The organism is Kitasatospora sp. NPDC058406 (genome assembly GCF_042722765.1).
Lineage (GTDB): Bacteria > Actinomycetota > Actinomycetes > Streptomycetales > Streptomycetaceae > Kitasatospora.
In genome coordinates this window covers 36,769-62,073 of record NZ_JBHXKE010000001.1, presented here as the reverse complement: position 1 = coordinate 62,073, position 25,305 = coordinate 36,769, and the positions used below count along the sequence as shown (strand labels likewise).

22 protein-coding genes are annotated in these 25,305 nt (G+C 75.7%); 12 read left to right on the top strand and 10 right to left on the bottom strand.

The window, feature by feature from the left end:
* Nucleotides 1-154: 154 nt before the first annotated feature.
* Entirely contained in the window at nucleotides 155-916 is a 762-nt protein-coding gene (locus tag ACFWOG_RS00260; protein WP_380353288.1) for a lysoplasmalogenase, read from the bottom strand.
* A gap of 510 nt (nucleotides 917-1,426) precedes the next feature.
* On the opposite strand from ACFWOG_RS00260, the gene ACFWOG_RS00255 reads away from it, so the two are divergent.
* On the top strand, nucleotides 1,427-3,052 hold the full coding sequence (locus ACFWOG_RS00255) for a DUF2398 family protein (RefSeq protein ID WP_380353285.1): 1,626 nt from the start codon (nucleotides 1,427-1,429) through the stop codon (nucleotides 3,050-3,052).
* 174 nt (nucleotides 3,053-3,226) lie between these two features.
* On the opposite strand, the gene ACFWOG_RS00250 is transcribed toward ACFWOG_RS00255, so the two are convergent.
* The 4 genes from ACFWOG_RS00250 to ACFWOG_RS00235 all read right to left on the bottom strand — a co-directional run bounded on the left by ACFWOG_RS00250 (nucleotide 3,227) and on the right by ACFWOG_RS00235 (nucleotide 6,715).
* Nucleotides 3,227-3,406, bottom strand: coding sequence for a hypothetical protein (locus ACFWOG_RS00250; RefSeq protein ID WP_329880451.1), 180 nt, complete (start codon nucleotides 3,404-3,406; stop codon nucleotides 3,227-3,229).
* A gap of 148 nt (nucleotides 3,407-3,554) precedes the next feature.
* Nucleotides 3,555-5,198 carry a BCCT family transporter gene (locus tag ACFWOG_RS00245; protein WP_380353282.1) on the bottom strand — a complete coding sequence of 548 codons (1,644 nt, stop codon included), beginning with the start codon at nucleotides 5,196-5,198 and terminating at the stop codon, nucleotides 3,555-3,557.
* 194 nt (nucleotides 5,199-5,392) lie between these two features.
* Nucleotides 5,393-5,767, bottom strand: coding sequence for a MerR family transcriptional regulator (locus ACFWOG_RS00240; protein WP_329948880.1), 375 nt, complete (start codon nucleotides 5,765-5,767; stop codon nucleotides 5,393-5,395).
* A 150-nt stretch (nucleotides 5,768-5,917) separates the two neighbouring features.
* Nucleotides 5,918-6,715, bottom strand: a complete 798-nt coding sequence (locus ACFWOG_RS00235) for an alpha/beta fold hydrolase (protein ID WP_380353279.1) — start codon at nucleotides 6,713-6,715, stop codon at nucleotides 5,918-5,920.
* Between the two features lie 597 nt (nucleotides 6,716-7,312).
* Between ACFWOG_RS00235 and ACFWOG_RS00230 the strand changes: the two genes are divergently transcribed.
* The gene (locus ACFWOG_RS00230) at nucleotides 7,313-8,686 is read left to right on the top strand and encodes a sulfite oxidase (RefSeq protein ID WP_380353275.1); all 1,374 of its coding nucleotides are present in this window, start codon (nucleotides 7,313-7,315) and stop codon (nucleotides 8,684-8,686) included.
* A 37-nt stretch (nucleotides 8,687-8,723) separates the two neighbouring features.
* Here ACFWOG_RS00230 and ACFWOG_RS00225 read toward each other — a convergent pair whose 3' ends face one another.
* Both ACFWOG_RS00225 and ACFWOG_RS00220 read right to left on the bottom strand, forming a co-directional pair.
* Nucleotides 8,724-9,374, bottom strand: a complete 651-nt coding sequence (locus tag ACFWOG_RS00225) for a TetR/AcrR family transcriptional regulator (RefSeq protein ID WP_329948877.1) — start codon at nucleotides 9,372-9,374, stop codon at nucleotides 8,724-8,726.
* A 138-nt stretch (nucleotides 9,375-9,512) separates the two neighbouring features.
* Nucleotides 9,513-10,421, bottom strand: a complete 909-nt coding sequence (locus ACFWOG_RS00220) for an acyl-CoA thioesterase domain-containing protein (protein WP_329948876.1) — start codon at nucleotides 10,419-10,421, stop codon at nucleotides 9,513-9,515.
* 159 nt (nucleotides 10,422-10,580) lie between these two features.
* On the opposite strand from ACFWOG_RS00220, the gene ACFWOG_RS00215 reads away from it, so the two are divergent.
* The 5 genes from ACFWOG_RS00215 (at nucleotide 10,581) to ACFWOG_RS00195 (ending at nucleotide 17,048) form a co-directional block, all read left to right on the top strand.
* Complete coding sequence (locus tag ACFWOG_RS00215) at nucleotides 10,581-12,065, top strand: SWIM zinc finger family protein (protein WP_380353272.1); 1,485 nt, start codon at nucleotides 10,581-10,583, stop codon at nucleotides 12,063-12,065.
* Nucleotides 12,062-14,827 (top strand): DUF6493 family protein, encoded by a 2,766-nt coding sequence (locus tag ACFWOG_RS00210; protein ID WP_380353269.1) that lies wholly within the window; start codon nucleotides 12,062-12,064, stop codon nucleotides 14,825-14,827. The genes ACFWOG_RS00215 and ACFWOG_RS00210 overlap by 4 nt, the downstream gene beginning before the upstream one ends.
* 75 nt (nucleotides 14,828-14,902) lie before the next feature.
* On the top strand, nucleotides 14,903-15,481 hold the full coding sequence (locus ACFWOG_RS00205) for a TetR/AcrR family transcriptional regulator (protein WP_380353266.1): 579 nt from the start codon (nucleotides 14,903-14,905) through the stop codon (nucleotides 15,479-15,481).
* A 58-nt stretch (nucleotides 15,482-15,539) separates the two neighbouring features.
* A complete protein-coding gene (locus ACFWOG_RS00200; RefSeq protein WP_329880434.1) occupies nucleotides 15,540-15,896 on the top strand; it encodes a hypothetical protein in 357 nt (118 codons plus the stop codon).
* Nucleotides 15,897-16,094: 198 nt separating this feature from the next.
* Nucleotides 16,095-17,048, top strand: coding sequence for a DUF389 domain-containing protein (locus tag ACFWOG_RS00195; protein WP_329948872.1), 954 nt, complete (start codon nucleotides 16,095-16,097; stop codon nucleotides 17,046-17,048).
* Between the two features lie 108 nt (nucleotides 17,049-17,156).
* Here the strand turns inward: ACFWOG_RS00195 and ACFWOG_RS00190 are convergent, their stop codons facing one another.
* From ACFWOG_RS00190 to ACFWOG_RS00180, 3 genes are all read right to left on the bottom strand, one after another.
* On the bottom strand, nucleotides 17,157-18,416 hold the full coding sequence (locus tag ACFWOG_RS00190) for an MBL fold metallo-hydrolase (protein ID WP_355404630.1): 1,260 nt from the start codon (nucleotides 18,414-18,416) through the stop codon (nucleotides 17,157-17,159).
* A gap of 338 nt (nucleotides 18,417-18,754) precedes the next feature.
* Nucleotides 18,755-19,207, bottom strand: a complete 453-nt coding sequence (locus tag ACFWOG_RS00185; RefSeq protein WP_329880431.1) for a MaoC family dehydratase — start codon at nucleotides 19,205-19,207, stop codon at nucleotides 18,755-18,757.
* Between the two features lie 213 nt (nucleotides 19,208-19,420).
* Complete coding sequence (locus tag ACFWOG_RS00180; RefSeq protein WP_329880430.1) at nucleotides 19,421-19,852, bottom strand: pyridoxamine 5'-phosphate oxidase family protein; 432 nt, start codon at nucleotides 19,850-19,852, stop codon at nucleotides 19,421-19,423.
* A 246-nt stretch (nucleotides 19,853-20,098) separates the two neighbouring features.
* Here ACFWOG_RS00180 and ACFWOG_RS00175 point away from each other — a divergent pair, with 246 nt between their 5' ends.
* From ACFWOG_RS00175 to ACFWOG_RS00155, 5 genes are all read left to right on the top strand, one after another.
* A complete protein-coding gene (locus ACFWOG_RS00175) occupies nucleotides 20,099-21,055 on the top strand; it encodes a hypothetical protein (protein ID WP_380353262.1) in 957 nt (318 codons plus the stop codon).
* Between the two features lie 243 nt (nucleotides 21,056-21,298).
* Nucleotides 21,299-21,817: a hypothetical protein gene (locus ACFWOG_RS00170; RefSeq protein WP_355404608.1), complete on the top strand. Its 519-nt coding sequence runs from the start codon at nucleotides 21,299-21,301 to the stop codon at nucleotides 21,815-21,817.
* A 233-nt stretch (nucleotides 21,818-22,050) separates the two neighbouring features.
* Nucleotides 22,051-22,752, top strand: a complete 702-nt coding sequence (locus ACFWOG_RS00165; RefSeq protein ID WP_355404606.1) for a hypothetical protein — start codon at nucleotides 22,051-22,053, stop codon at nucleotides 22,750-22,752.
* A gap of 135 nt (nucleotides 22,753-22,887) precedes the next feature.
* Nucleotides 22,888-23,784: an SAF domain-containing protein gene (locus ACFWOG_RS00160; RefSeq protein WP_380353258.1), complete on the top strand. Its 897-nt coding sequence runs from the start codon at nucleotides 22,888-22,890 to the stop codon at nucleotides 23,782-23,784.
* A 1-nt stretch (nucleotide 23,785) separates the two neighbouring features.
* Entirely contained in the window at nucleotides 23,786-25,267 is a 1,482-nt protein-coding gene (locus ACFWOG_RS00155; protein WP_380353255.1) for a hypothetical protein, read from the top strand.
* Nucleotides 25,268-25,305 lie beyond the last annotated feature (38 nt).

Below are 25,305 nucleotides of genomic sequence, written 5' to 3'. Positions count from 1 at the left end.
CTTTTATTTATTGTGCTTTTTATTTTGTTTTTTCACCCTTGCCCCCCTGACCGGCGGGCCCGGGGGGGGTGCTCGCCCCCCGCCCGCCCCCCCCCGCCGCCCCCCCCCCCCCCACCTCCGTGTCCGCCGGGTCGTCAGGCCGGCGGGGAGGGGGTCAGACCGTCTGCGGTCGACCGGCGTGTCCGGCGTCCTCCGCGCTGTCCGCGTCCTCCGGCCCCCGGGCGTCCTCCGCCTCGGCGGCGGCCCTGAGCGCACCACTGGCCAGCAGGTACTGCGCCAGGACGTACGTCGCCATGATCCAGAACTGGTGGCCCGGCAGCTCCCGCCACTTGGCCAGCTTGGTGGCGATCAGCGTGTCGGAGAGCAGGAACAGCGCCCCGCCCAGCCCGGTCCGCAGGCCCAGCCCGGCCGAGGTGACGGCCGTCGAGGCGAGCAGCAGGCTGTACCCGGCCACCGGCACCCGCAGGTCCCCGAGGTCCGGCCAGAGCCGGCTCACCATCGTCGCCCAGGCCGCCGCGTACGCCGCCGCCACCAGCAGCGCCCGTCGCCGCTCGGTGAGCGCCCCCTGCCCGACGAACATCGTGACGTAGCAGACGTGCGCCGCGGCGAACGAACCCATGCCGGCCAGGAACGCGGTGTCGTTGCCGAGCTGGAGCAGGACGTCCCCGCCCGCGCTCAGCAGCAGCGCAGGCGTCAGCAGCCTGGGCGCCTCGCGGCCGGCCGCGGCGGCGGCGACCGCGCTGTGGGCGGCCAGCAGCGGCATCAGCGCCGGCTTGGTGGCGTGCCGGAGCACCTGAGTGTCGGCCAGGATCGCCCCCAGGTGGGCCGCCGAGGTCGTGGCGTAGCCGGTGAGCAGCCCGGTGGCCGAACGCAGGCGGCCGCCGAGAACGGCGCGGGTGGTCGTACGGATGCTCATGCGGCGGTGTCCTCCGGGGGATGGGGAGCGGGTGGCCCGTGCTGGGCACCCCGGGCGACCGGAGCGGGGTCCGGGAAGGACAGGTTACCGACGCGTAGGTTCCGGCCGGGCGGCGGTGGGGCGACGATCGCCGGGCGACGCGCGGTGGGGCGCGGTTCGGTGCCCACGGGACCCGGCAGCTGCCAGCGGGGGCCGCGCCCACCGTCTAGTCTGGTCCACGACATGGAGCAGCAGGAGGACGTGACCGGCGCCGCGCGGGCGGCCGGTGGCGCGTCGGACGGGCGTACGGGCGGAGCGGGGCGGAGCACCCTCGACGCCGTCGTCGCCGTACGCGAAGCCGTGTCCGCGGCCGTGCCCGGGTCCGCGCGCGTTGCCGTACGTGCGCCGGGGACTGACGACCCGCAGGAGGTGGACGTGGAGGTGGACGTGGCCGAGGTTGCCGGCCCCGCACCGACTCCGGTTCCGCCCTCCGCACCGACTCCCGCACCGACTACTCCCGCACCGTCTTCCGTGCCGACTCCGGGGCTCTCGCCGGATCCGGGACTGCTCCGGCTCGCCGAGTGGTTCGCGCAGGCCGACGCCGGTACCGCCGACGACCTCTGGGCGGCCTCCTTCGGGCTCTACCCGGCCCGGCACTTCGGCGCGCCGGCCGAGCCGGGCCCCGTCGGACCGGGCCCCGTCGGACCGGGTCTGCCCGGGTCCGCCCCCGCCGAACCGGCGTCCGACGTCAGCTGGTGGCACGGCCCCACCGCCCACACCCCCGTGCAGCAGCGCACCCGCGAGGCCCGCCCGGTCCGCGGCCTGCGCCGGGCCCGCCGGGACGCCGGCGCGCTGCCCGTCGTCCTCTCGGGCGCCGAGCCGGGCAGGCCGGGCAAGCACCGCAAGCCCGAACGCTCCCGGACCGCCACCGTCGGTGCTCAGGACCGTTCCGCCGCCGCCACCGCGGCCGAGCGGCGGATCGCGGCCCGGCTGCTGCTCGCCCACCCCCTGGTCACGGCCTCCGGGCCGCACGCCGACGGCTTCCCGCTGATCCGCCGTCATCGTGACTGGCTCACCGAGCGCTTCGACACCCTGCTCGGCTACCGTCTGCTCGTCGGCCCCTGGCACGCCCGCCTGCACAAGGCCGGCCTCGGCCCCGGAGCCGCCCGCCGGCTCGAACACCCGGCCACCGGTGCCCCGTTCACCCCCGGCGGGTACGCCCGCCTGGCGCTCGCGCTGGCCCTGCTGGTCGACGCGCCCGAGCAACTGCCGCTCGGCCGGCTGCGGGCCGCGATGCGCACGGTCGGCCCGGAGGCCGCGCCCGCGCCGGACGCCGCCCGCGCCGACCTCTGCATGGCGCTCGCCGTCCTGGCCGACTGGCAGGTGCTGCTCGACGTCCCCGTCGATCCGGCGGATCCGGCCGGTGACGAGACCGTCCTGACGGTCGACCGGGAGCTCGCGCGGGCCGTTCCGGCCGCCCCGCCCGCGCGCGCCGCCGACGCGGCCGACCTGATCCGCCACGCCGCCGAGGCCGAGCCCGGCACCGCCGTACGCCGCCGGCTCGCCGAGACCCCGGTCGTCCTGATCGCGGACCTGTCGGAGGAGCGGCGGGACTGGCTGCGTGACCACCGGATCTCGGGCCCCGCCGCCCTCGCCGACTTCCTCGGTCTGGAGGCGGAGCACCGCGCCGAGGGCGTCGCCCTGCTCGACCCCGCCGAGGAGCTCACCGACCTCGCCCTGCCCGGCGCCGGAACCCTGGCCCAGGCCGCGCTACTGCTGGTCGAACGCCTGGTGGAGGAGGTGCGGCCGCTCCCCGGTGAGTCCACGGACGCCGACGTGCCCGTCCCCGACGCGCTGATAGACGGCGTCCTCGGCGACATCGCCGACGAGTACGGGCTTCCGGCGGGGTGGCGCCGTGACTACCTGGCCGACCGGACGGCGCTGCGCCGTGACTCCCTCGACCTGCTCCACCGGATGGGACTGATCGTCCGCGCACCCCGCGGTACCCGCCCCCCGGGCTGGCTCCTGCGCGCGCCCGCCGCCCGCTACGCCCCCGCCCACCTCCTGCCGGAGCCCGGCACCGGCCGGCACTCGCGCCGGGACCCGGAGATCACCATCCCGGCCCCGGCCGCCCCGAAGGCGGAACAGCACGCCTGAGGCTCGGAGCCGGGCCACCTCGAGCCGCCCGTCGGAGATCCGTAACGACTGAACTCACGGGGGCCGACCCTCGCGCGAATCTGCTCGGCGAGTGTTCCGGGCAGCGTCACGGCGTACTTCTTGGTGGTGGCCGTACCGCCGACCGTGCCGTCGCGGCGTGTGGCTCCGACCACGTCATCTCCGGGTGGTGGCCGTGGCCACGGTGCCGGGCTGGACGGTCTCCACGGTGGCGCCCACACCGAGGGTGCCGAGGGTGACGGAGGCGAGGACGGCGGCGCAGGCCAGGAGTCGGCGGTGGCGCTTGGGCAGGGGGAAGCGCGGGTCCTGGAGGGTCGCCGGAGGGTTGGCGTTCATGACAGGGAGGTTTCCAGGGCGGCGTTAACGGTCGCTACGTGCGGGTGAAGTCCGGATGGGGGGCGGGCGTCGGGTTGGGCGGAATGCGCAACATCCCAGGTCACACCCCACCCGCCCGACCTCCTCGGGCGGGTCCGGCGTCACCGGTTCACTCGGGCGGGGGGCGCCGGTCGCGCCGTCCGGCGTCGGCGAGGGCGTCGCCGACGGCGACCCGTACGGCGTCCCGCAGGCCGTGGGCCGGGTGGAAGCGGGAGGGACCGGCGGCGGGGTCGGTGCGCAGCTCCTTCACCAGCGCGACGCAGAGCAGCAGCATCACCACGACGAACGGCAGGGCGACCAGGATGGTGGCGTTCTGCAGCGCGGTCAGCCCGCCGGCGAGCAGGAGGGCGGCGGCGACCCCGCCCATCAGGACGCCCCAGACCACCACCAGCCACGTGCGGGGGTGCAGCGAGCCGCGGCTGGAGAGCGAGCCGAGGACGAGGGAGGCGGAGTCGGCGCTGGTGATGAAGAAGAGCATCACCAGCAGCACCGCGATCACGCTGGTCACCGAGCCGAGCGGCAGCGACCGCAGCATCTCGAACAGGGACGCCTCCGCGCCCTGCGGGATGGTCTCGACGAGGTCGGCGGCGCCGGTGCTGTCCAGTCGGATGGCGGTGCCGCCCATCACGCAGAACCAGATCACGGTGGCCCCGCTGGGCACCAGCAGCACGCCGATCAGGAACTGGCGGATGGTGCGGCCCCGGGAGATGCGGGCGATGAAGGTGCCGACGAACGGCGCCCAGGAGAGCCACCACGCCCAGTAGAAGATGGTCCAGGAGCCGAGCCAGCTCTCGTCGGTGAAGGCGCCGGTCTGGGTGGACATGGCGACCAGGTCGGACAGGTAGCCGCCGACGGTGGACGGGATCGCGTCCAGGACGAAGACGGACGGGCCGATCACGAAGACGAAGATCATGATCAGCGAGGCCAGCACGACGTTGGCGGTGGAGAGCCACTTGACGCCCTTGTGCACGCCCGAGAAGGCGGAGACGACGAAGGCGGCGCTCAGCGAGCCGATGATGATCAGCTGGGTGCGCTCCGTGTTCTCGACGGAGGAGACGTAGCCGAGGCCGTCGGCCACCTGGAGGGCGCCGAGGCCGAGGCTGGTGGCCGAGCCGAAGACGGTGGCGAACACGGCGAGCATGTCGATGGCGCGGCCGGTCCAGCCGTCCGCGCCGCGTTGCCCGATCAGCGGGACGAAGGCGGAGGAGATCCGGTTGCCCCGGCCCTTGCGGAAGGTGGTGTAGGCGAGTGCGAGGCCGCCGACCGCGTAGATCGCCCACGGGTGCAGGGTCCAGTGGAAGAGCGAGAACTCCAGTGCCTGCTGGGCGGCGGCCGCGGACTGCGGTTCCAGGCCGGAACCCGGCTGCGGGGTGGCGAACAGCTGGAGCGGCTCGCCGACGCCGTAGAACATCAGGCCGATGCCCATGCCGGCGCTGAACATCATGGCGACCCAGGAGAGCGTGGAGAACTCGGGTTCGTCGTCGTCACGGCCGAGACGGATCCGCCCGAAGCGGCTGAGGGCGAGCAGGACGGTGAGGACGAGGAAGACGTCGGCGGCGACGACGAAGAGCCAGCCGAAGTTGTGCAGGACCCAGCCGAGGGCGCTGCTGGAGGTCCGGCCGAGGGAGTCCTCGGCGAAGATGCCCCAGGCGACCACCGCCAGGACGAGGACGGCGCTGATCCCGAACACCGCCCGGTCGACGGGGAGGGTGGCGGCGGGTTCGTCCGGCGGCTCGGGCGGCTGACTCGTCATGGGGGTACCTCTTCCGGCGTTCGCCCTGGGCGGTGACATGATCGTCAAAGGGATACATGTCGCACTATGTCCAGTTCCGGCCGGGAGGCGGGGGAGGGCACGCCGGGGAGGGCGGGGTGAGGCGGCGTCGGACGGGTGGACCGGTGGGTGTCCGGTGCGGCGGTCCGGTGGGTGTCCGGTGCGGTGGCGGGCCGTCAGGCGGCGGCGTACGCGCGGGCCGGGGGCAGGGCGGCGTCCAGGTAACCGGCGAGGGCGCCCCGGCTGCGGGTCAGCTCGCCGATGCGGGCGTCGAGCTCGGCCAGCTCGCCGCGGAGGGTGCCGAGCAGGTGGGGGCAGGCCTCCAGGGCGGGGATCGGTCCGTGGGCGCACGGGAGGATGCTCGCGATCACCCGGGTGGACAGGCCCGCCGCCAGCAGGCTGCGGACCTGTCGCACCCGGATCGCGTCCCCCTCGGCGTACTCGCGGTAGCCGGCGGCCGAACGCGCCGGCGAGAGCAGGCCCTGCTCCTCGTAGTACCGCAGCAGGCGGGTGGACACCCCGGTCAGACGGGCGAGCTCTCCGATGCGCATGTCCGGGCGAACGCCGGGCCCCGCCGGGGTGTTCCCCCGGAGCGTCCGGCCGTTCACGGATTCGGCAGGTGGGCGGGGGCCGGGGCGTCGGGGGTGACGCCGGCCGGCCACCCGGCCACCGGCCGGCGGTAGGGCTGCTCGACCGTACGGTCATCCGGTGGCCGGGTGGCCGGTGAGGAAGCCGAGCACCAGCTGTCGCAGCTCGGGCAGCTGTTCCACCATCGGCAGATGGCCGGCCGTCAGCTCGGCCAGGCGGGCGCCGGGGATGCCCTCGGCCAGGGCGCGGTGCTGCTCCGGCGCCACCAGGGTGTCCTCGGTGGTGGAGATCACCAGCGTGGGCACGGCGATGCCGGCCAGTTCGGCGCGGACGTCGGCGCGGGCGGCCAGCTCGAACTGCCGGCGGAAGCCCGCCGAAACCGGAGTGGCGGCGAGGGCGGCCCGCAGGTCGGCGAGCCGGTCGGCGGGCAGGGCCTCGACCCAGGTACGGCCGAACACCACGGTCAGGGCCTGGTCGGCCAGCAGGGCCGGCTGCCCGGCGAGGGCGACGGCCTGGTCGGCCAGCAGCCGGAACCGCTGGGATCCGCCGGCCACCCCCGCGAGCAGCAGCAGGGAGCGGACCCGTCCGGGGTGGCGGGTCGCGGCCCGTACGGCGACGGCGGCGCCGAGCGAGTAGCCGGCCAGGTCGAACCCGGTCAGGCCCTCCTCGTCGGCGACCGCCACCAGACGGTCCGCCAGTTCGTCGAGCGAGGGCTCGCCCGGCTCGTCGGGGCTGTCGCCGGAGCCCGGGTAGTCGGGGGCGACGACGGTGCGGTGGGCGGCGAGGTCGTCGAGCAGCGGACCCCAGTTGTCGCGGGCGCTGCCGCCCGCGCCGTGGGCGAGCAGCAGGCCGGGGCCGGAGCCCCGGACGATCCGGGCGAGCGGGGCGGGGGCGGGCTTCGGCGCGGTCATGGCGGTGCTCCTGTGCGGGAGGGCGGGACGGCCGGTCGGCCGCCCCGCCCCGCACGGTAGGAGTTGACATCGGTGTGAAGGTCAAGCCGCGGTCCCGTCCGCCGGGGCCGGTTCGCCCGGATCGCCTGACGCGGCGTCGGGGTCGGCCCTATGATCCGCATCGTGACCGGGACGCCCCGTGCAGTGAGGACCACCGGACGGTTCGCCGTCCGCGCCGTCACTCGTGCCGCCGCCCATGCCGCCACCCGTGCCGCCTGCGCCGTGCGCGGGGCCGCCGGTGGACCGGTCGGCGCACCCGGGTGCGCCGCTCCTTCCTGTCGCCGTCACTGTCGCTGTCACAGCTGCTGTCGAAGCTGCTTGCACTGTCGCTGTCGCTGTCGCTGAGCCCGTCCGGCCGCCCGGGGTGAACCCGGGCTCCTCGGGGTCACCCCCGGCCGCCCGACGGCCGCCGCGGCGCCGTGCCGACCACGGCCCCGGCCGCCCCTCGCGCTGACCGCAGCCCCCCGCGCCCGCAGGTCCGCGTTCCGACGGCGGACCGGCGCGCCGCCCGCAGGTCCATGGTCCGACCGTCACCACGATCCGAACGGAAGTGTGCCCATGCCCGCCGAAACCCCCTCGGAAGCCGCGTACGACCGGCTCCGCCGCCGCCAGTGGCTGGCCGGCGAGGCCCGCGCGGACGGCGTCGACCGCCGCACCCTGCTGCGGATGCTCGCCGCAGCGGGGGTGCTCGCCGCCCCGGCCGCCGGCGGGCTGCTCGCCCCGGCGGACGCGCTCGCGGCTCCGCCGTCCGCGGGCGGCGCCGAGCCCGTCGCGCCGTCGTCCGCCGGCCTCGCCGCCGCCGCTCCCACCGCCGGCCCGGTGCCCGGGATCCTCAAGCCGCTGCCCGCCGAGTGGTTCGTCCCGCGCGGCACCAACGCCGAGATGCGGTTCGACGCGCTGCGCGGGAGCGCGGACGGCGGCCCGGTCGGCCGTCACGTCCCGGTGGAGCGGTTCTTCGTCCGCAACCACACCAGCACGCCGCTGATCGACGCCGGCAGCTGGCGGCTGCGGCTCTTCGGCAGCGGCCTGCGCGGCGCACCCACCGCCGACCGGCCGGTCGAGTTCTCCCTCGACGACCTGCACGACCTCCCCGCGCACTCGATCAGCGCCCTGGTCGAGTGCGCCGGCAACGGCCGCAGCTTCTACACCGGCCAGCAGCACCAGACGGTGACCGGCACCCAGTGGACGCTCGGCGGCATCGGCTCGGCCCGCTGGCGCGGGGTCCGGCTGGCGGACGTGCTCCGCCGGGCCGGGATCAGCCGTCGTGCGGTGGACGTGCTGCCCAGCGGCCTCGACGCGGAGTTCGTGTCCGGCGGCGTCAGCCTCGGCCGGGTCCGCCGCCCGCTGCCGGTGGCGAAGGCGCTGGACGACGTACTGCTCGCCTACGAGATGAACGGCGAGCCGCTGACCCCCGACCACGGCGCGCCCGTCCGCCTGGTGGTGCCGGGCTGGATCGGGATCGCGTCGATCAAGTGGGTCGGCACGGTCGAGGTGGCCGACCACCCGCTCTACTCGCCCTGGAACACCGACTTCTACCGCCTCTTCGGCCCCGACCACCCGGCCGGCGGCAGCGCCCCGCTCACCACCCAGGTCGTCAAGAGCGCCTTCGAGCTGGCCCGCGGGGCGGTGCTGGCCGCCGGTCGCCGGCACCGGCTGTACGGCCGGTCCTGGTCGGGTGCGGCGGCGGTCCGTACGGTCGAGGTGTCCACCGACGGCGGCCTGCGGTGGCACCGGGCCGAACTGCTCGACGAGCCCCGCGCCGACAACTGGACGCGCTGGAGCATCGACTGGCGTCCGGAGCGGCCCGGCCCGTACGAGCTGCGGGCCCGGGCGACCGACCGCCGCGGCAACACCCAGCCCGAGGTGGCGGTGTTCAACCGCGAGGGCTACCTCTTCGACGCGGTGGTGGTCCACCCGGTGACGGCGGCCTGACTCCGCCCGGGGTCCGCCGCAGCCGCCCCCACCGGGCTCAGGCGCTGGACGGGACCTCGTACGGGGCCGGGTAGGGCGTCTCGTACGGGGCCAGCACCAGCCGCACCACGTCCTCCAGCCGCCGCCGGGCGTCGCCGAGCGTGGTGCGGCCGGTCACCCAGGCCGTCAGCTCGCCCTGCCAGGCGTGGCCGACGATGTGCCGCACCAGGTCGCTCGTGGCGGCCGGGACCTCGGCCATCACCGCCTGGAGCGCGGCACTGTCGGCCCGGGCCATGCCCTGCAGGGCCTCGCTGGCGAAGGGGTCGGTGGAGGCGGCGACGGCCACCCGGAGCCGGGCCAGTTCGGGCTGGCGCTGGTAGGCCCGCATCCCGCCGCGGACGAACCGCACCACCCGGTCGGTGGCGCCCAGGCCGGCGCGCGGTCCGCGGAGCTCCGCCACCAGGTCGGCCAGCAGCAGGCGGTGCCACTCGGCGATGGCGGCCGCCAGCAGGTGGTCCTTGGAGGAGAAGTAGCGGTACGCCGTCCCCAGGGCGACTCCGGACCGCTCGCAGACCTGCTTCATCTGCAGCCGCTCGACGCCGATCTCGTTCACCAGGGCGAGCGCTGCCGCGATCAGACTCTCGCGGCGTTCGAGTTGACGCGGAGACATCGCCTCCACCGGCCGTGGTGACAGGTCAACCTTGGTCACCCGCACCATGATACGGGCCGTGGCCGCTCAGGAATATGACGCCGACAGGCCGCCCGCCGTTCTCCCCCCGGTCACCGGGGCCGGCCCGCGGGCCGGCCCCGCCCCGGTGACCGCCCCGCCGTCGGCTCCGGGCCGTGGTCAGCGCGGTGCGGCCAGGCGTTCGCGGATCAGCGCCTCCTGCACGGCGGACGCGACCAGCCGTCCCTCCCGGTCGTAGAACTCGCCCAGGGACAGCCCCCGGCCGTCCGAGGAGGACGGGCTCCGCTGGGCGAACAGCAGCCACTCGTCGGCCCGGAACGGCCGGTGGAACCACATCGCGTGGTCCAGCGAGGCCATCAGCAGCCGGGGCGGCTCGGTGCGCTGGAAGAAGTTGGGCTGGAGGTGCAGCCCGGCCGTCGAGGCCAGCGTGAGGTCCGAGAGGTAGGTGAGCGCGCAGACGTGCAGCAGCGGGTCGTCGGCGGGCAGCGGGGAACCGGCGCGCAGCCAGACGAACTGCTGCGGCATGCCCGGGACGGCGGGCGGCACGCCCGGGGCGTCCGGCGGGACGAACCGCAGCTCCAGGGCGCCGAAGCCGCTGCGGGCGAGCGCCGCGCGGGCCTCCTCGTCCCAGGAGGAGAAGACGTCCGGCAACTCCTCGGGGCCCGGCATGGACGGGATCTCCCGGTGCCGGTCGGTGGCCCGCTCGGGGCGTTTGAAGGACGCGGAGAGGGTGAAGACCGCCTCGCCCTTCTGCATCGCCGTCACCCGGCGGGTGGCGTACGAGGAGCCCTGGCGCACCTGGTCGACCCGGTAGTCGATCGGGTGGGCCGGGTCCCCGGCCACCAGGAAGTAGCCGTGCAGCGAGTGCACCGCGCGGTCGGTCCCGACCGTCCGCCCGGCCGCCACCAGCGCCTGTGCGGCGACCTGGCCGCCGAACGCGCGCATCGGCGCTCCGGCGTGGCAGTGGCCGCGGAACGTGTTCTCGTCGAGCCGCTCGATCAGCAGCAGCTCGGCGAACGGGCCGACGGTGTCGGTCGCCCGTCTCTCCTGTTCGGTCAGCTCGGTCACGGGCCCATAGTGACAGAAGCCGCCCGCCGACCGTTGTGACCTGGGTAACCCTTTCGGGGGAACCTCACGGGTAGAACCTGTTCCAGTCAGGACCGCTCGGGACGGGTGGGGGAGGGCGCCGGAGCCCGACTGTCAGTGCCCTGACCTAACGTGTTCGGCATGTCGCAATCCGCACACGCGTACGCCTATCTGCGCCCGTCCGCCGTCCTCGACGGCGCGGCCGGCCGGCGCCTCGCCCTGGAGACCTCCGGCGGCGCCACCCCGCTCGGGGCGGCCACCCACCCCCGCTTCTTCGCGGGCTTCCTGGCCGAGCCCGCACCGGCCGCCGCCGCGCTGCTCGCGGTCGCCGACGTCGCCGCCGCCCGCTACTACCAGCCGCAGCTGCGCGCCTCGCTCGACCCGGTGGTCACCGCCAACGGCGACCGGCTCCGGTTCGAGTCCTTCTCCGGCTGCTGCGGCGTCTACGCCCGCCTCGACGTGCTCGCCGCCGGCCTGGACGGCGACGAGATCGGTCACGGCACCACCAACGTCGACGTCAACAACCCGCTGCGCGAGGCACTCTCCCGGATCGGTCGGGCCGAGCCGCTGCACCTCGCCGTCGGACCGGACGCCCTGGAGGTCACCACCTTCGACGGGCCGGTCGTCGAGAAGAAGGTCCCGCTGCCGGAGCGCTGGCTGCGCGGCTTCGCCGAGACGCAGGTCACCGCGGCCGGGTTCGACCTGCGGGCCGAGCTGCCCGCGGCCGAGGCGGTCCGCTTCCTGCGGTCGCTGCCGCGCGGCGGCGGCCGGGCCGGTGCCCGGACCGCCCTCTGGGTGGTCGCGGCCGGCCGGACGCTGCGCCCGACCACCCGGCCGGTGCCCGGTGCCGTCTGCCTGCCCGGCCCCGAGCGGCTGGCCGCGCTCCAGCGGGTGCTGCGGCACGCGCTGGCGCTGCGGGTGTACGGCCCGGTCGCGGGTGACGGCCCGGCGGCCTCCGCCTGGGAGGTGGTGCTGCCCGGGATGCGCCTGACGCTCACCCTCTCACCGGACGCCTCCCGGGGCTTCTCCGGCGAGGGCGGGGTGCTCGGCGCGCTGGCCACCGACACGGCCGAGCCGGACGCCGACCTGGTCGCGGCGCTGCTCGCCTGGGAGCCGCGGATCGAGGTCGCCGACCTGGCCGAGCAGTCCGGGCTCACCCCGGCCCGGGTGCGGGCGGCGCTCACCCGGCTCGGCACCGGCGGGCAGATCGGCTACGACGCCGCCGAGGCCGCCTACTTCCACCGCCAGCTGCCGTACGACGCGGGGCGGGCCGAGGACCGGAACCCGCGGCTGCGGGCCGCGCGCGCCCTGGTGGCGGCGGGGGCGGTCCGCCAGGAGAGCGGCGCGCTCGCCACCGTGACGGTGGACGACCACGTCCAGCGGGTGCGGACGGACGCGGCGGGCGTGCTCGGCTGCACCTGCCTCTGGTGGGCCAAGTACCGCGGCGGGCGCGGGCCGTGCAAGCACGTCCTGGCGGTCGGGATGGTCCGGGAGGCGGCCCTCCGGGGCGGCGCGCCGGAGAACGGCGCGGTGGAGGGCGGAGCCGCGGGGAGCGGGGCCGTGGAGAGCGGGACGGCCCTCGGCGGGGCCGGTCACGACGGGATCCTTCGGGAGGGGACGCGATGAGCGGGACGGACACGATGAGCGCGGCGCGGGCGACGGACGGGACGGGCGCCGCAGGCGTCACGGGCGGCGCGTCGGCCGCGGGCGACGCGCTGTTGACGGCGGTCCGCGAGGGGCGGGTCCCGCAGGTGCCGGGGCTGGTCGCCGCGCTCGGCCCGGCCGAGCGGCGGTCCTGCGTCCCGGTGCTCAAGGAGATGCGCAAGGAGGCCCGCAGCGACTGGTCCAAGGCGGCCAACCAGCGGATGGGCGCGCTGCTGGTCGCCGGAGCCGGCTGCCACGTCGGTGCGGCGGGCGCCGCCACCTGGATCGGCGGACGCGACTTCACCGGCCGGTCCTGGGCCCGCCACCCGGCGCTCGGCGCGGTGGTCGAGGCCCAGCCGGAGGAGTGGCAGATCGAGGTGGTCGGCCGGCTCGCCGCCAAGCGCGGATCCGGCTGGAGCTGGGACCTCTTCCCGCTGATCGAGCGGGTTGTCCGGCGGACGGGCTGCCGGGTGCCGGCCTCCGACGACTTCGTCGCCGAGTGGGTGCGCTCGGCCGCGGGCGCCGAGACCGGCCCGCGGGGCACCAACGACACGCTGCTGGAGCGGCTGCGGGCGGACACCTTCACACCGGTGCTGCTGCCGCGGGTGTTCGAGCTCGACGACGTCGCCTGGCCGTTCGACTCCCGGTACAGCACCCGGCCGGGGGACTCCTGGCCGGAGGCGGTCGCGGGGCTGGCGGGCGGCCCGCACTTCGACCGCGCCGAGCTGGTCGACCTCTGCGTGGCCCGGCTGGTCCGCGGTGGCCGGCCGGCCGACCAGAAGGCCTTCCTCGCCGTCCTGGTCGCCCTCGCGCCCACGACGGAGGAGTACGCCTCCCGGGTCCGGGACCTGGTCGCGGTGCTGGACGGACTCTCGACGGTGGCCGGCCACGCCCAGCAGGTGCTCACCGGGCTGGACGAGGCCGGACTGGTCGGACCGGAGGTGCTCGTCGAGGCCTCGTCGGTGGTGCTGTTCCGCAGCGAGAAGAAGCTGGTCCGCGCCCAGCTGGCCTGGCTGGAGCAGGCCGCCCGGCGCTCGCCCGAACGCTCCGGCCCGGTGGTGCTGGCCGCCGCCGAGGCCTTCGGCCACCCCGACACGGTGATCCAGGAGCGCGCGCTCAACGTGGTGGCCCGCCGGCTCAAGGCGGCCGGCGAGGCCGTCCTGCCCGAGCTGCGGCTCGCCGCCGAGGCCCTCAACCCCGCCCACCACGCCCGCGCCGGTGAGCTGTTCGGCGCGCCGGTGGGCAGCGGCGAGGACGACGACACCGCGTGGAGCGAACTGCTCCCGCCGGTCCCGGTGCCCGCCCCGCTCGGGGACCCGCTCGCCACCCCGGCCGAGGTGGCCGAGGAGCTGGCCGTGCTGCTGGCCTCGGGCCGGCCGGACGTCGCCGTCTTCGAACGGGTGCTGGACGGCCTGGTCCGGCACGCCCACCTGGACCGGGCGGCGCTGACTGCGGCGCTGGAGCCGGTGCTACGGGTGAACCCGTGGCGCGAGGGCAGCCGGTGGAGCGACTGCGGTCCCGGCGAGGTGCTGTACGTCGCGGCGGCCGTGGCCGGTCTGGTCGACCCCCACCGGCGCGGCTCCGTCTTCAAGGACAAGGGCCGCCACCCGCTGCGCGGCCCGCACAACACGGTGTACGGCGAGGCGATCGCCGCCCGGCTCGCCGAGGCGGCCGAGCGGGTCACCACCGACCTTCCGCCGCTGCTGCTCGCCACCCCGACCGATGCGACCGGTGCGGTCGCGGCCGAGGTGCTGGTGGAGCGCCTGGCCGTCCACGAGGCGGCCGGCGTCCCGGTCGGGAGGGCCGACCTGAGCGCCGCCCTGCTGCGGGTGGCCCCGACGACCGACGCGGTCGTCCGGGCGGCTGCCGACCGGCTGACCTCGCCCGCCGGCCGCTGGGCGGCCCGGTGGCTGCGTGAGGGCGGCCTGCCGGCGCAGCCCTCGGCGCGGGTGGTCTTCGCGCCCGGCCCGGAGGCCCGGACCGGGCAACGCTACTGGGACCGCTGGTGGGAGACGGTGAAGCGGGTGGCGGTCACCCAGACCGGCAGCGGGGGCGGACCCGTCGGCCCGGCCGGCGAGCGCCTGGAGGCGGAGTTCTGGGCGCTGCTGGACGGCACCGAGCCCACCGTCGACCGGGCCCGCAAGCAGAACGAGTGGCAGTGGGAGCCCAGCCCGCACTGGGCCGCGATGCTCCCGCACCATCGCGAGGAGCAGGCGGCCCGCTGGCTCGACTGGTTCGCCGACTCCGCGGACCGCGAGCGGCGCGGTGCGGGGCGGATGCTCGTGGTGCTCGCCGAGGGCGGCGGTCCGGCCGGGCTCTCGCTGCACCTCGCCGTGGCCTACGGCCTCGGGGCCCGGTTCCCCGACGACCGGACGGCGGCGGTGGACGCGCTGCTGGTCCTCGCCGCCCGGGGCGACCTGGACGGCGCGCTGCTCGGTCGCGAGCTGGGCGAGCTGGTCACCCTCGGCACGGTGAAGCCCAACCGGCTCGCCCATTCCCTGGTCACCGTCGCGGACACCGGCGCCTACGGAACCGTCTGGTCGGTGCTGGCCACCGTCCTGCCCGCGCTCCTCGGCGGTGAGGGGGTGCGCGGCGCGGCCGACGTGCTGGCGGTGGCGGCGGACGCCGCGCGCCGCTGCGGTGCCCGCGGCGAGGTGCCGGGGCTGGCGGAGGTGGCGGGCCGGCCGGGGTCGAGCCGACTGGTGAAGCACGCCCGGGCCCTGCGGGAGGTGCTGGCCGGCTGACGGAGCGAGGGGAGGAGGAGGGTTCAAGAACGTTCGTTCTTGACCGGGCGTTCTTTAACTCCTAGAGTCATCGCCATGGGAAGACCACGCGCCTTCGACGAGGACCGAGCTGTGGAGACGGCGGCGGAGCTGTTCGCCCTCCGGGGATACGAAGGGACTTCGGTGGACGATCTGGTCACCGGTCTCGGAGTGCACCGGGGCAGCCTCTACAAGGTGTTCGGGAGCAAACGCGGCCTCTACCTGGCCGCGCTGCGCCGCCACCTCGACCAGGAGGTGCTGCCGCTCGCGGCGGCGCTCGGGACCGCCGACGGCCTGGCCGAGCTGCTGGTGCAGGCGGCAGCCGGATTCGACGGCGGCCCGGCCGGCGGACTGCTGCTGTCGGCCGCCGTCGAACGGGCCGGGAGCGATCCCGAGGTCGGCGCACTGGTCGCCGAGGGCCTGGCCGCGCTCGACACCGCGGTCGCCCGGGCGGCCGGGCCCGCTGGGGGCGAGGGCGCCGGGCCCGGGGGCGCGGAGATGCTCGCCGCGACCGTCCTCGGCCTGCGGCTGCGTGCCCGTGCGGGCGTGGGCGGGCCGTCGGCCGCGTCGCTCCTGGCCTTCGCCGGCCGGTTCGGCGGGACAGGCGGGGCCGGCGGGGCCGAACCCACGGGTTGAGCAGGTCCTCACCCGGAACAACCAGAGCATCGTCGACCACCAGCAGAGGAACACCTCCATGGCCCATGTCAGCGTCACCGACCACACCCTCGTCGTCGAGATCGAGGGCCTCGACCGCCTCTGGGCGATCAGGAGCCGGATAGAGATCCCGATCGGCAACGTCCGGGGCGCCACCGTCGACCCCGGGATCTTCCGCGAGCCCAAGGGGATCCGGGTCGGCGGAACGCACTTCCCGGGGCTGATCACCGCCGGAACCTTCCGCTCGGGCGGCGAGTGGGTGTTCTGGGACGTCAAGAACCCGGAGAAGGCGGTGGTGATCGAGCTCGCCGACGAGCGGTACAGCCGGCTGGTCATCGAGGTCGCCGACCCGCGCGCCACCGTCGACCTCGTCGAACTCGCCAAGCGGCCCGCCTGACGGTCGGCCCGCCCGACGGTCGATCTACCCGACGGCCGGCCCGTCTGACGGTCGGTCCGGTCGGGGGTCGGTCCGGTCGGGGGTGGCCCGGTCAGTGGGCGTGCCGTGCGACGGACCGGCAGCCTCGGCGGGCCGTCGGACGGGCGGCCGTCTATGGTGATCGGGTCTCCCCGCCGCCGCATCCCGTCCGGAGCATCCGTGCTGCACCTGCGCCTGATCGTTCCCGCCGACCTGCGCGACACCGTGCTGAAGTGCCTGGACGACTGCGTGGGTGTGACCCACGTGGTGCTGCTCCCCGACGCGGCCGTCCGGCCGCCGGGGGACGTGGTGCTCTGCGACGTGGCGCGCGAGTCGGCGGACGAGGTGCTGGGCGCGCTGCGGGCGACGGGGCTTCCGGCGCGCGGCGCGATCGACGTCGAGGAGATCGAACTGACCCTCTCGGCAGCGGCCGACGAGGCGGAACGGCTCGCTCCCGGCGAGGGGGCGGACGCGCTGGTCTGGGAGGCCGTCTCCGAGATCACCCACGAGGAGTCCACGCTCACCGGCGTCTACCTGGCCTTCCTGACCGTGGCGACGATGCTGGCGGCCTGTGGCGCGGTGCTGGACAGCGCGATCCTCATCGTCGGCGCCATGGCGGTCGGGCCGGAGTTCGGCCCGCTGGCCGGGCTCTGCGTCGCGCTGGTTCAGCGCCGGTCACGGCCGGCCCTGCGCTCGCTGAACGCGCTGGTGGCGGGGTTCGCGGTGGCGATGGCGCTGACCGTGGTGTTCTCGCTGCTGATGGACGCGGCGGGGTTGTTCAGCCAGGAGAGGTTCGACGGGGCGCGACCCAACACCTCGTTCATCTGGCAGCCGGACGCGACCTCGTTCGTGGTGGCCTTCCTGGCGGGCATCGCCGGGCTGCTCTCGTTGACCTCGGCCAAGGCCGGGATGCTGGTCGGCGTGGCGATCTCGGTGACCACCGTGCCGGCCGCCGCCAACGCGGCGGTCGCGCTCGGGTACGGCGACTTCCGGCAGTTCTCGGGCTCCAGCCTCCAGTTGCTGCTGAACATGGCCGGAATCGTGGTGGCGGGGGTGCTCACGCTGCTGGTGCAGCAGGGTGCCTGGCGGCTGCTCCGCCGTCGGGCCGAGGAGCGCGCGGCCTCCGCCTCCTGAGCGCCCGGCGGGACCGTACCCGCGGTCGGCGCCCCGCGGTCCCCGTCCCGCCGGGGCCCGGCGCCCACGTCCGCGCCGGCCCCGCCCGTGGTCCTGCCGCCGGCGGGCTCAGACCGGCACGCCGTCGTCCTCCGCCGCCTTCGGCCGGCCGCCGCGCCCCGTGGTCTTCCCGCTGCCCGCCTTCCCGCCGACCGTCTTCGGGTCGGCCGCCGCGCGGGCCGCGTCGTCGGGTACCACCAGCGGCGCGCCGTCCTGCGGAAGCGCGGCCACGGCCCGCCACCAGAGCCGCAGGGTGGGCGGGTCGGCCGGTTCGAAGGGCTTGCCGGGGCGCGGCACCGCCAGCTGCGCGCCCAGCGCCCGCGCGGCGGCGACCACCCGCTCGGCGGGCTCCTCCCAGGGGTGCGGGGCGAGGTTGAAGGTGCACCAGTGGATCGGCAGCAGCACGTCGCCGCCGAGGTCGAGGTGGGCCCGGACGCCCTCCTCGGGCGTCATGTGCACCTCGGGCCAGAAGTCGCTGTACGCGCCGACCTGCATCATCGTCGCGTCGAACGGGCCGAGCCGGCGGCCGATCTCCGCGAAGCCGGGGAAGTAGCCGGTGTCCCCGCTGTGGAAGATCCGCCGGCCGCCGCCGGCCACCACCCAGGACGCCCACAGGAAGAGCGCGCTGGTGCGCGGGCCGCGGCTGCAGTAGTGCCGGGCGGGCGTGGCGGTCAGGGTGAGACCGGCCACCTCGGCCGACTCCCACCAGTCCAGTTCGACGATCCGCCCGGCGGGCACGCCCCAGTGCTCCAGGTGGGCGCCGACCCCGAGGGGGACGGCGAAGGTCGCGCCGGTGCCGATCAGCGCCCGGACGGTCCCCATGTCGAGGTGGTCGTAGTGGTCGTGGGAGATGACGACGACGTCCACCGGGCCGAGCTCGTCGAGCGGCAGCGGCACCGGGTGGAGCCGCTTGGGCCCGGTCCAGGCGAACGGCGAACAGCGCTCGCCCCAGACCGGGTCGAAGAGGACCCGACGGCCGTCCAGCTCGGCCAGCACGGTCGCGTGGCCGAGCCAGGTGAGCCGCAGGCCGGAGGCGGGCGGGGCGGCCAGGTCGACCGGGAGCAGCCGGTGCAGCGGCACGGCGGCGGCCGGGACCCGGCGGGTCCGGTCGGCGGCCAGCTGGGCGCGGGTGATCTCCAGCGGGCTGCGTTCGTACACCAGCCGGCGGGTGGGCACCGGATTGCGGAAGGCACCGTCCGAGAACTGCGGCGAACGGTGGATCCGGGACAGCCGGTCGCCGCGCGGATCGGCCCCGAAGGCGTCCGTCCGGACCCGGTGCCAGGCCGTGCGGGGCAGCCCGCTGAGGCGGCCCGGGGGAGCGGTGAGCATCGAGGTGAGGCCGGGGACACGGGTGTACCAGGGGGCGGCTGGGCGGGGCACGGCACCTCCAAGGACGGCTATGGATACCGGGCATGCCGGGGCGCGCACCGCCGGCGACGGCACCGGTGCGGTACGACAACCATCTCGTCGGAGATTACTCGTCGTCGGCCGTTCGGACCCGGCGAGCGACCCGGCACGCGCCGTTCGGCGTACCCGCCAGGGCGCGCGCCCTGGCGTCCGCCGGTCCGGCCCGCCCGGCGGGAGCCGGTGAGGTCGATGAGATCGACGAGGTGGGTGGGATCGGTGAGACGGGTGTACTGCCCGGTGACCGGCGGATTCCCCGGGGATCAGGCGTAGAAACGCGTGATCGTCTCCGCGACGCAGTGCGGCTTGCCGCTGTCCGCGCTGGTGATGGTGAACCGGACCACCGCCTGCACGCCCCCCGCCACCTCGGTGGCGGAGACCAGCTCGGCCGTCGCCCGGATCGCCGTGCCGACCGGCACCGGCGCCGGGAAGCGGACCTTCTCCGAACCGTAGTTGAGCGCCATCCGGACGCCCTCGACGCCGTAGCACTCCTTGGCCAGCACCGGGATCATCGACATGGTGAGGTAGCCGTGCGCGATGGTCGAGCCGAACCGGCTCTCCTCGGCCCGCTCCGGGTCGACGTGGATCCACTGGTGGTCGCCGGTGGCCTCGGCGAACAGGTCGATCCGTGCCTGGTCGACCGTGTGCCACTGGCTGGTGCCCAGCTCGGTGCCGACGGCGGCGGTCAGTTCGGCGAGGGAGGCGAAGGTCGTCACGGTGCGCTCCTGAGGGGCGGCGGCGAGGGCGGGATGCGAACTCCGCAGAGTATGCCTACTCGCCGGTCACCTGTCAGCGATCGCGCCGGTGCCGGTGCCCGCGGTCGTACCGGTCGCACCGTCGTACCGTCACACGGGGTCGGGCGGTCGGGGTGGCGGGGCCGTCAGGAGTGACGGGGGCGTGGCCCCCGCTCCGGGGCGGGGACCACCGCGTCAGGAACGTTGCACCGAGCGGCCGGACCGTAGCAGCCGGCGACCGCTGACCAGCTCGGGCACCAGTGACACGAAGAGCGGGTCCGAATCGCCGACCCACGGCCGCAGCCCCGAGCGGAGCGCCCGTCGGACCTGCTCCGGCTCGCGCACCAGATCGGCCCGGCCGTGCACCAGGACGCTCCAGCCGGTCCGGGTGACCGGGTCCAGCCGGTCGGCCTGGAAGGCGACGACCGTGCCGTCCAGACAGCGCGCGGTGGCACTGCCCCGGCGCACCGCCAGCAACAGGCGCCCGTCCGGGGTGACGTCGAAGGAGACCGGCAGCACGGCCGGCAGTGCGTGCTCGGTGTACACCACGCGTCCGACGGGCACGGTGCTGAGCAGCCGCAGGCACGCGGCCTCGGTCAGGGCCTCCAGCTGGTCGTCACGGTCCATGGGTCCGATCGTCCCGCTGCCGGGAGCGGGCCGATAGGGCCCATGGTCCCTGAGCGGCAGGGTCGGGAGCCCCGTCGGTGGGCGCGCGGGACGGTAGCCTGCCCGGCGGGTGGCACCGGGGCGCGCGGGGCGTGCCGCAGCGCGCGCGGGTGCCACGGACATCGGCGAGCAGTGCGTGGCCGGGCATCGACGGACGGTGGCGCGGCGGGCGGTCCCGGGACGGCCGGGGACGGGCAGGAGGGGGCGGTGCGGATGGCAAGCGGGGTCGATCTGGTGGTGATCGGGGCGGACGGCGGGCCGGACCGGGGCTTCGGCGGCTCGGCGCAGGCGGCGGAGGGCGCCCGGCTGCTGGCCGGTGTCCTGCCCGGCATGTGCTTCGACGCCGGCGCGGCCGGGAGCCGGGTCACGGTGGTGGAGCCCGGGGCGGACGCCAACACGATGCTGACCGCCGTCCGGGAGGCCGCCGCCCGCCCGGGCCGGTGGCTGCTGGTCTGCCTGGTGGGCCAGTTGGCGGCCGACCCGCGCGGGCGACGGCTCGCCCTGGTGACCGGCGGTTCCACCACGGACAACGCCTACCGGCGCGGGCTGGCCTGGGACTGGGTGGTGAGCGCGATGGTGCACGGTGACCAGGAGGAGGCGCTGCTGCTGGTCGACGCGGTGGTCGACAAGGACACCTGGACCGCGCTGGAGCGGAGCGCCGGCGAGGACGGTCTCGGTGAACTGCTCAACTACTCGCGGGTCCCGCTGTGGGGCCGGATCGGCCGCTACGCCCCGGGCCGCTACACCCCCGGCAGGCGTGGTCGGGACGCCGTCCTGCCGGGCGGCGCGGGCTCGTTCAGCCAGGCGCTCACCACGGTGCTCCAGCAGGGTGTGCCGGGCGCACCGGCCGCCGTCGGCCCGCTCGACCTGCAACCGGCCGTCGGCGCACTCCTCGACGGCGGTGGCGGTGGTGGTGGCGGTGTTGGCGCGGCGGGCGGAGGGCCGGGCAACTCCGCGGGGGGCGGGCCCGGTGGTGCCGCCGGTACGCCGGCGAACCACGGTGACGCGCCGGGTGTGCGCCTGCTCGTACCGCCGGAGGGAGGGCGTCTGTTGATGCGCAATCGGGCCGCGGTTCGGGGTGCATTGGCCGGATTGTCGCTTTCCGAAGAACTGTTGGCCCTTCTGTGGCGGGAAAGTGCCCCGACGGATCCGCCTTCCGCGTAAGGTCAGGGGGCCCTGGGTGTTGCCGTGAAGGACCGGTTTGGCGAAGAATCGATGCCCTCGGGGGCAACATCGGTGGGACGGCGGAATTCTTTGGCGGCCACGGGCCACACGCGTGGTCGGCTGCGACGAGGTGGGGCGATGCGGCAGCGCGGAAATGTGTTGCGCCCTGGGGCGGTTGGGGTCGGCGGACTGGTACTGGCGTTGCTGCTGAGCGCCTGCGGGAGCAGCGGTGACGGTGGTTCCGTGGAGCGTCTGGGGACCAGTGCGCCCACGGTCGCGGCGGTGACTCCGGTAACCCCTTCGGGTGGTTCGCCGAACGTCGGTAACGCGCCGACGGACGGACCCGAAGGAGCGGCCGCCCGGGACGCCCTGAGCGCCTATCAGGACTGGTGGCAAGCCCAGGTGGAGGCCTACGGGCGGACGGATTCGGACGGATCGCGACTGGAGACCTTCTCCTCCGGGAAGGCACTCACCGACGCCCTGGTCAATCTCAAACAACTTCACGACGCCAAACTGGTGATGACCGGCGGACCGCGGAATTCGCCGGTGGTGAAGAACCTCGATCTGGCCGCCGATCCGCACACCGCCGTGATCGAGGACTGCCTCGACGTGTCGGGCTGGCACCAGGCCGACGCCACCACGCGCGCGGTGAAGGACCCGCCGAACCGGCTCACCCGGTACCCGGCGACCGTTTCCCTACGACAGTTCGAAACGCGTTGGCTGATCCACGAGTTCAAGCGGGAGGTGCAACGAACATGCTGAAACCGGTACGGCGATTGGTGCTCGGTACGCCCTTGTTCACCGCATTGCTGTTATCCCCCGGAACCGTCGCGGCGGCGGAGCCGACCCCCACCGGGGGCGCCACCCGCTGCGAGGTGAACGTGATCTGCTCGGGAACCGAGGACCCGGGCACCAAGCCGACCCCCGGGGGCGGCGGGGGGACGGGGGGCACCGGGGGGAGTTCGAGCGGCCCTCAGGTGTGCTCCTGGAACGGGATGCCCCTCGCGTGCAGCGATCCCGAGCTGGGCTGGTTCAGCGCCTCGCGCGGCTGTTACTTCCGGGTGATCAGCCCACCGCCTCCCGCGGGCGATCCGCGCTGGCAGGGGCACGATCCCTCGGAGGGCTCGGTCTACAACGTGACCTGCCTCGACAGTGCGGGCTCGCAGACCGGCGCCCCGGCGGAGTTCGCCGCCCAGGCGCCCGCCGGGCCGCCGCCGGACAACCCGGCCCAGCTGGCCCGTCAGGCCAGGGACCGGATCGCTTTCCCCAAGCCGAAGCCCGTCACCGCCCCCAAGGGCGACTCCGTGGTGGGCGCGCCGGTCTGGCTCTGGCTGGAGGGCTCGCAGCCCCCGGCCCCGGTATCGGTCTCCGGCAACACCCTCACCGTGACGGTCACCCCGCGCCTGGACTGGGTGGAGTGGAAGTTCGGGGACGGGACGAAGGAGCGGTGCGAGGGGAAGGCCGCGGCCGGCACCCCGTACGACCCCAAGTACGGCGCCAACGCCTCGCCCACCTGCGGCCACGTCTTCAAGTCCGGTTCGGGCCGCACGACGGACGGCCTGTTCCACGGGACCGTCACGGCCCACTGGGTCGGTGTGGTCACGGTGACCGGGGGGACCCAGCAGGTCGACCCGATCGAGCTGCCGCTGACCGAGGCCGTCCAGTTCCGGGTGGCCGAGGTGCAGGTCCTCAACTAGCCGGTCCGCAAAAGCCGGTTCTCAACTACCCGGACCTCAACTACCCGGACCTCGACCGGCCGGCCGGACCTCGACCGGCCGGACCGGCACACCGCACAGCAACCCGACGAACGACGCGAGAAAGGCCGAAGCCCGGTGGAGAACCGTACCTTTGCCACGCCGGGGTCCGGCACGTCCGCCACGGCGACCGCGACCGCCGGGTCCGCCTCCGTGGCCGTGCCGGAGCAGGGACGCGGCGCGCCGCACGCCCCCGGGCGGACGCTAGGGGCGCGGCGCCGTCGGCCCGCCGTACTGGCGATGGCGGTGGCCCTGATAGCCGCCGGCGGGCTGGGTGGCGCCGTCCTCTACAACAGCACCGGCCAGCGGGTCGCGGTGCTGGCGCTCGCCCGTGACGTGCAGTGGGGGCAGACGCTGACCGCCGCCGACCTCGTGGTGGTGCGGATCGCCGGCGATCCGGCGCTCACCCCGCTGGCCGCCGCCGACCGGGACAAGGCGGTCGGCATGCGGGCCACCACCGACCTCCACCGCGGCGGGCTGCTCACCAAACGGGACCTGGCCCAGACGCTCGTCCTCGGCCCGGGGCAGCTCCTGGTCGGTGTCTCGGTCAAGCGCACCCAACTGCCGGCCACCAGGCTCCAGCCCGGCATGCCGGTCCTCGTGGTGAACACCGCGGACGGCAACCGGATCGAGTCGCTCTCCGCCACCGTGTACACGGTCGGCCGGGTGGAGGGCGACGGCAGCCAGGTCTTCGACGTGGTGTCCGCCGAGGCGGAGGCCAACCGCCTGGCGGCGTGGGTCGCGAGCGGACGCATCCAGATCGTGGTGGCACCGCGCCCCGCCCCGGGGGCGGCGCCCTCCGCGGCGGGTTCCGCGGCCCCGGGGACCGGAGCGACACCGTCGGGGGCGGCGCCGTCGGGAGCCGCGCCCTCGGGAGCCACGCCGTCCGCGGCCCGGGTCGGGACGCCCGCACCGACGGGCGCGGCGTCCTCGGGGGCCGCGAGCGGTGCGCCGTCCGGGGCGGGTGGGGCCTGAGATGGCGGTCATCGCGGTGGTCGGCGGCCCCGGGGCACCCGGCGCCACCACGACGGCGCTGGCGCTGCTGCTGGCCTGGCCGCTGCGGCCCGGCCGCCGCGTCCTGCTCGTCGAGTGCGATCCGGACGGCGGCGCGGTGCTGGCCGGCGCCCTGGAGGGCCGTGTCGAGGCGGTGTACGGGCTGCGCAACCTCGCCGTCGCCGACCGGCGCGGGCTGCTCGCCCAGGCGCTCTGGGAACAGCTGATCGACCTCTCGCCGGAGGGCAACGCCGAGCGCCTCCTGCTGCCGGGTCTCACCGACCCCACCCAGGCACCCGGGCTCGCCTACACGTGGGAGCCGCTGATGGAGGTGCTGCACGGGCTGGAACCGCAGGGCTACGACGTCCTCCTCGACCTCGGCCGCTCCGGCGCGACCGGCACCAGTGCGGTGCTGGCCCGCCGGGCCGACGTGGTGGCGGCCACCGTGCGCACCACCCTGCGCGGGCTGAGCGCGTCGCGGCCCCGGCTGGCCGCGCTCGCCGAGGACCTCGGCACGGCCGGCACCGGGGCGGACGCGCTGGGCCTGCTGCTGGTCGCGGAGGGGCCGTACTCGGGGGCGGAGGTGTCCCGCGAGTTCGGGCTGCCGGTGCTCGGGGTGCTGCCGCACGCGCAGCGCACCGCCCGGGTGCTCTCGGACGGAGGCGACGTCACCGACCGGCGGTTCGTCCGCTCGGAGCTGATGCGGACGGCGCGTTCGGCGGCGGACGAGCTCCAGCTGACGGTGCGCCGGCGGCGGCAGCGGCTGGCGCCCACCTCCCAGCCGGCCCCACCCGCACAGCTCGCCCCGGGAACGGGGCCCGCCCCGGACCGGGGGCCGGCGGCTGCCGGTCCGTCGGGGACGGCCGGACCGGCGCCGGAGCCGGCCGACGGGCCCGGCTACGCGTACCCGCCGCCGCAGGCACCGCAGCCCGCCCAGCCGTACGGGCCCGTGCCGCCGGTGATCACCACCGGGCCGGTGGCCCCGCTCGCGGGGCTGGCGCCGCAGCCGGCCGCTCCCGCGTCCTTCCCGGGGCACGGCGGCACACCCGGGGAGCAGGCGCACCAGACCCAGCAGTACGGCGGTCGGCACTCCGCCCCGCAGTACCCCCAGAACCCCGGCCGGCCCGACGCCGGCCAGCCGCACGGAACGCAGCCGTTCGGAACGCAGCCGCAGGCGACGCAGCCGTACGGGACCCCGCACGACGGGACCCGGAACGGCGCGACGCAGCAGCACGCGACGCAGCCGTACGAGGCCCCGCAGTTCCAGTCCCAGCAGTCCGGCGCCCCGACGTACGGGCCGCCGTCGTCCGGCGCCGCGCAGTACGGCGCCCGGACCGCAGCCCCGCAGCACGCCGCCCCGCCCGCCCCCGGCGCGCCGGAGCAGCCGACCGGGCCCGCGCACCAGCCGTACGGCACCGCACCCAGCGACCCCCTCGCCCAGACGGAGGTGCTCCGTGCGCGGTAGCCCCCTGCACCAGCAGCCGGCCACCGACCCCGCCGCGC

Excerpts from the sequence above, each read along its gene's own strand:
- ACFWOG_RS00215 (WP_380353272.1), top strand. The coding sequence starts at position 10,581 with ATGTCGCAATCCGCACACGCGTACGCCTATCTGCGCCCGTCCGCCGTC.
- ACFWOG_RS00245 (WP_380353282.1), bottom strand. The coding sequence starts at position 5,198 with ATGACGAGTCAGCCGCCCGAGCCGCCGGACGAACCCGCCGCCACCCTC.
- ACFWOG_RS00210 (WP_380353269.1), top strand. The coding sequence starts at position 12,062 with ATGAGCGGGACGGACACGATGAGCGCGGCGCGGGCGACGGACGGGACG.
- ACFWOG_RS00260 (WP_380353288.1), bottom strand. The coding sequence starts at position 916 with ATGAGCATCCGTACGACCACCCGCGCCGTTCTCGGCGGCCGCCTGCGT.
- ACFWOG_RS00240 (WP_329948880.1), bottom strand. The coding sequence starts at position 5,767 with ATGCGCATCGGAGAGCTCGCCCGTCTGACCGGGGTGTCCACCCGCCTG.
- ACFWOG_RS00200 (WP_329880434.1), top strand. The coding sequence starts at position 15,540 with ATGGCCCATGTCAGCGTCACCGACCACACCCTCGTCGTCGAGATCGAG.
- ACFWOG_RS00205 (WP_380353266.1), top strand. The coding sequence starts at position 14,903 with ATGGGAAGACCACGCGCCTTCGACGAGGACCGAGCTGTGGAGACGGCG.
- ACFWOG_RS00250 (WP_329880451.1), bottom strand. The coding sequence starts at position 3,406 with ATGAACGCCAACCCTCCGGCGACCCTCCAGGACCCGCGCTTCCCCCTG.
- ACFWOG_RS00155 (WP_380353255.1), top strand. The coding sequence starts at position 23,786 with ATGGCGGTCATCGCGGTGGTCGGCGGCCCCGGGGCACCCGGCGCCACC.
- ACFWOG_RS00180 (WP_329880430.1), bottom strand. The coding sequence starts at position 19,852 with ATGGACCGTGACGACCAGCTGGAGGCCCTGACCGAGGCCGCGTGCCTG.
- ACFWOG_RS00230 (WP_380353275.1), top strand. The coding sequence starts at position 7,313 with ATGCCCGCCGAAACCCCCTCGGAAGCCGCGTACGACCGGCTCCGCCGC.
- ACFWOG_RS00190 (WP_355404630.1), bottom strand. The coding sequence starts at position 18,416 with ATGCTCACCGCTCCCCCGGGCCGCCTCAGCGGGCTGCCCCGCACGGCC.
- ACFWOG_RS00235 (WP_380353279.1), bottom strand. The coding sequence starts at position 6,715 with ATGACCGCGCCGAAGCCCGCCCCCGCCCCGCTCGCCCGGATCGTCCGG.
- ACFWOG_RS00165 (WP_355404606.1), top strand. The coding sequence starts at position 22,051 with ATGCCCCTCGCGTGCAGCGATCCCGAGCTGGGCTGGTTCAGCGCCTCG.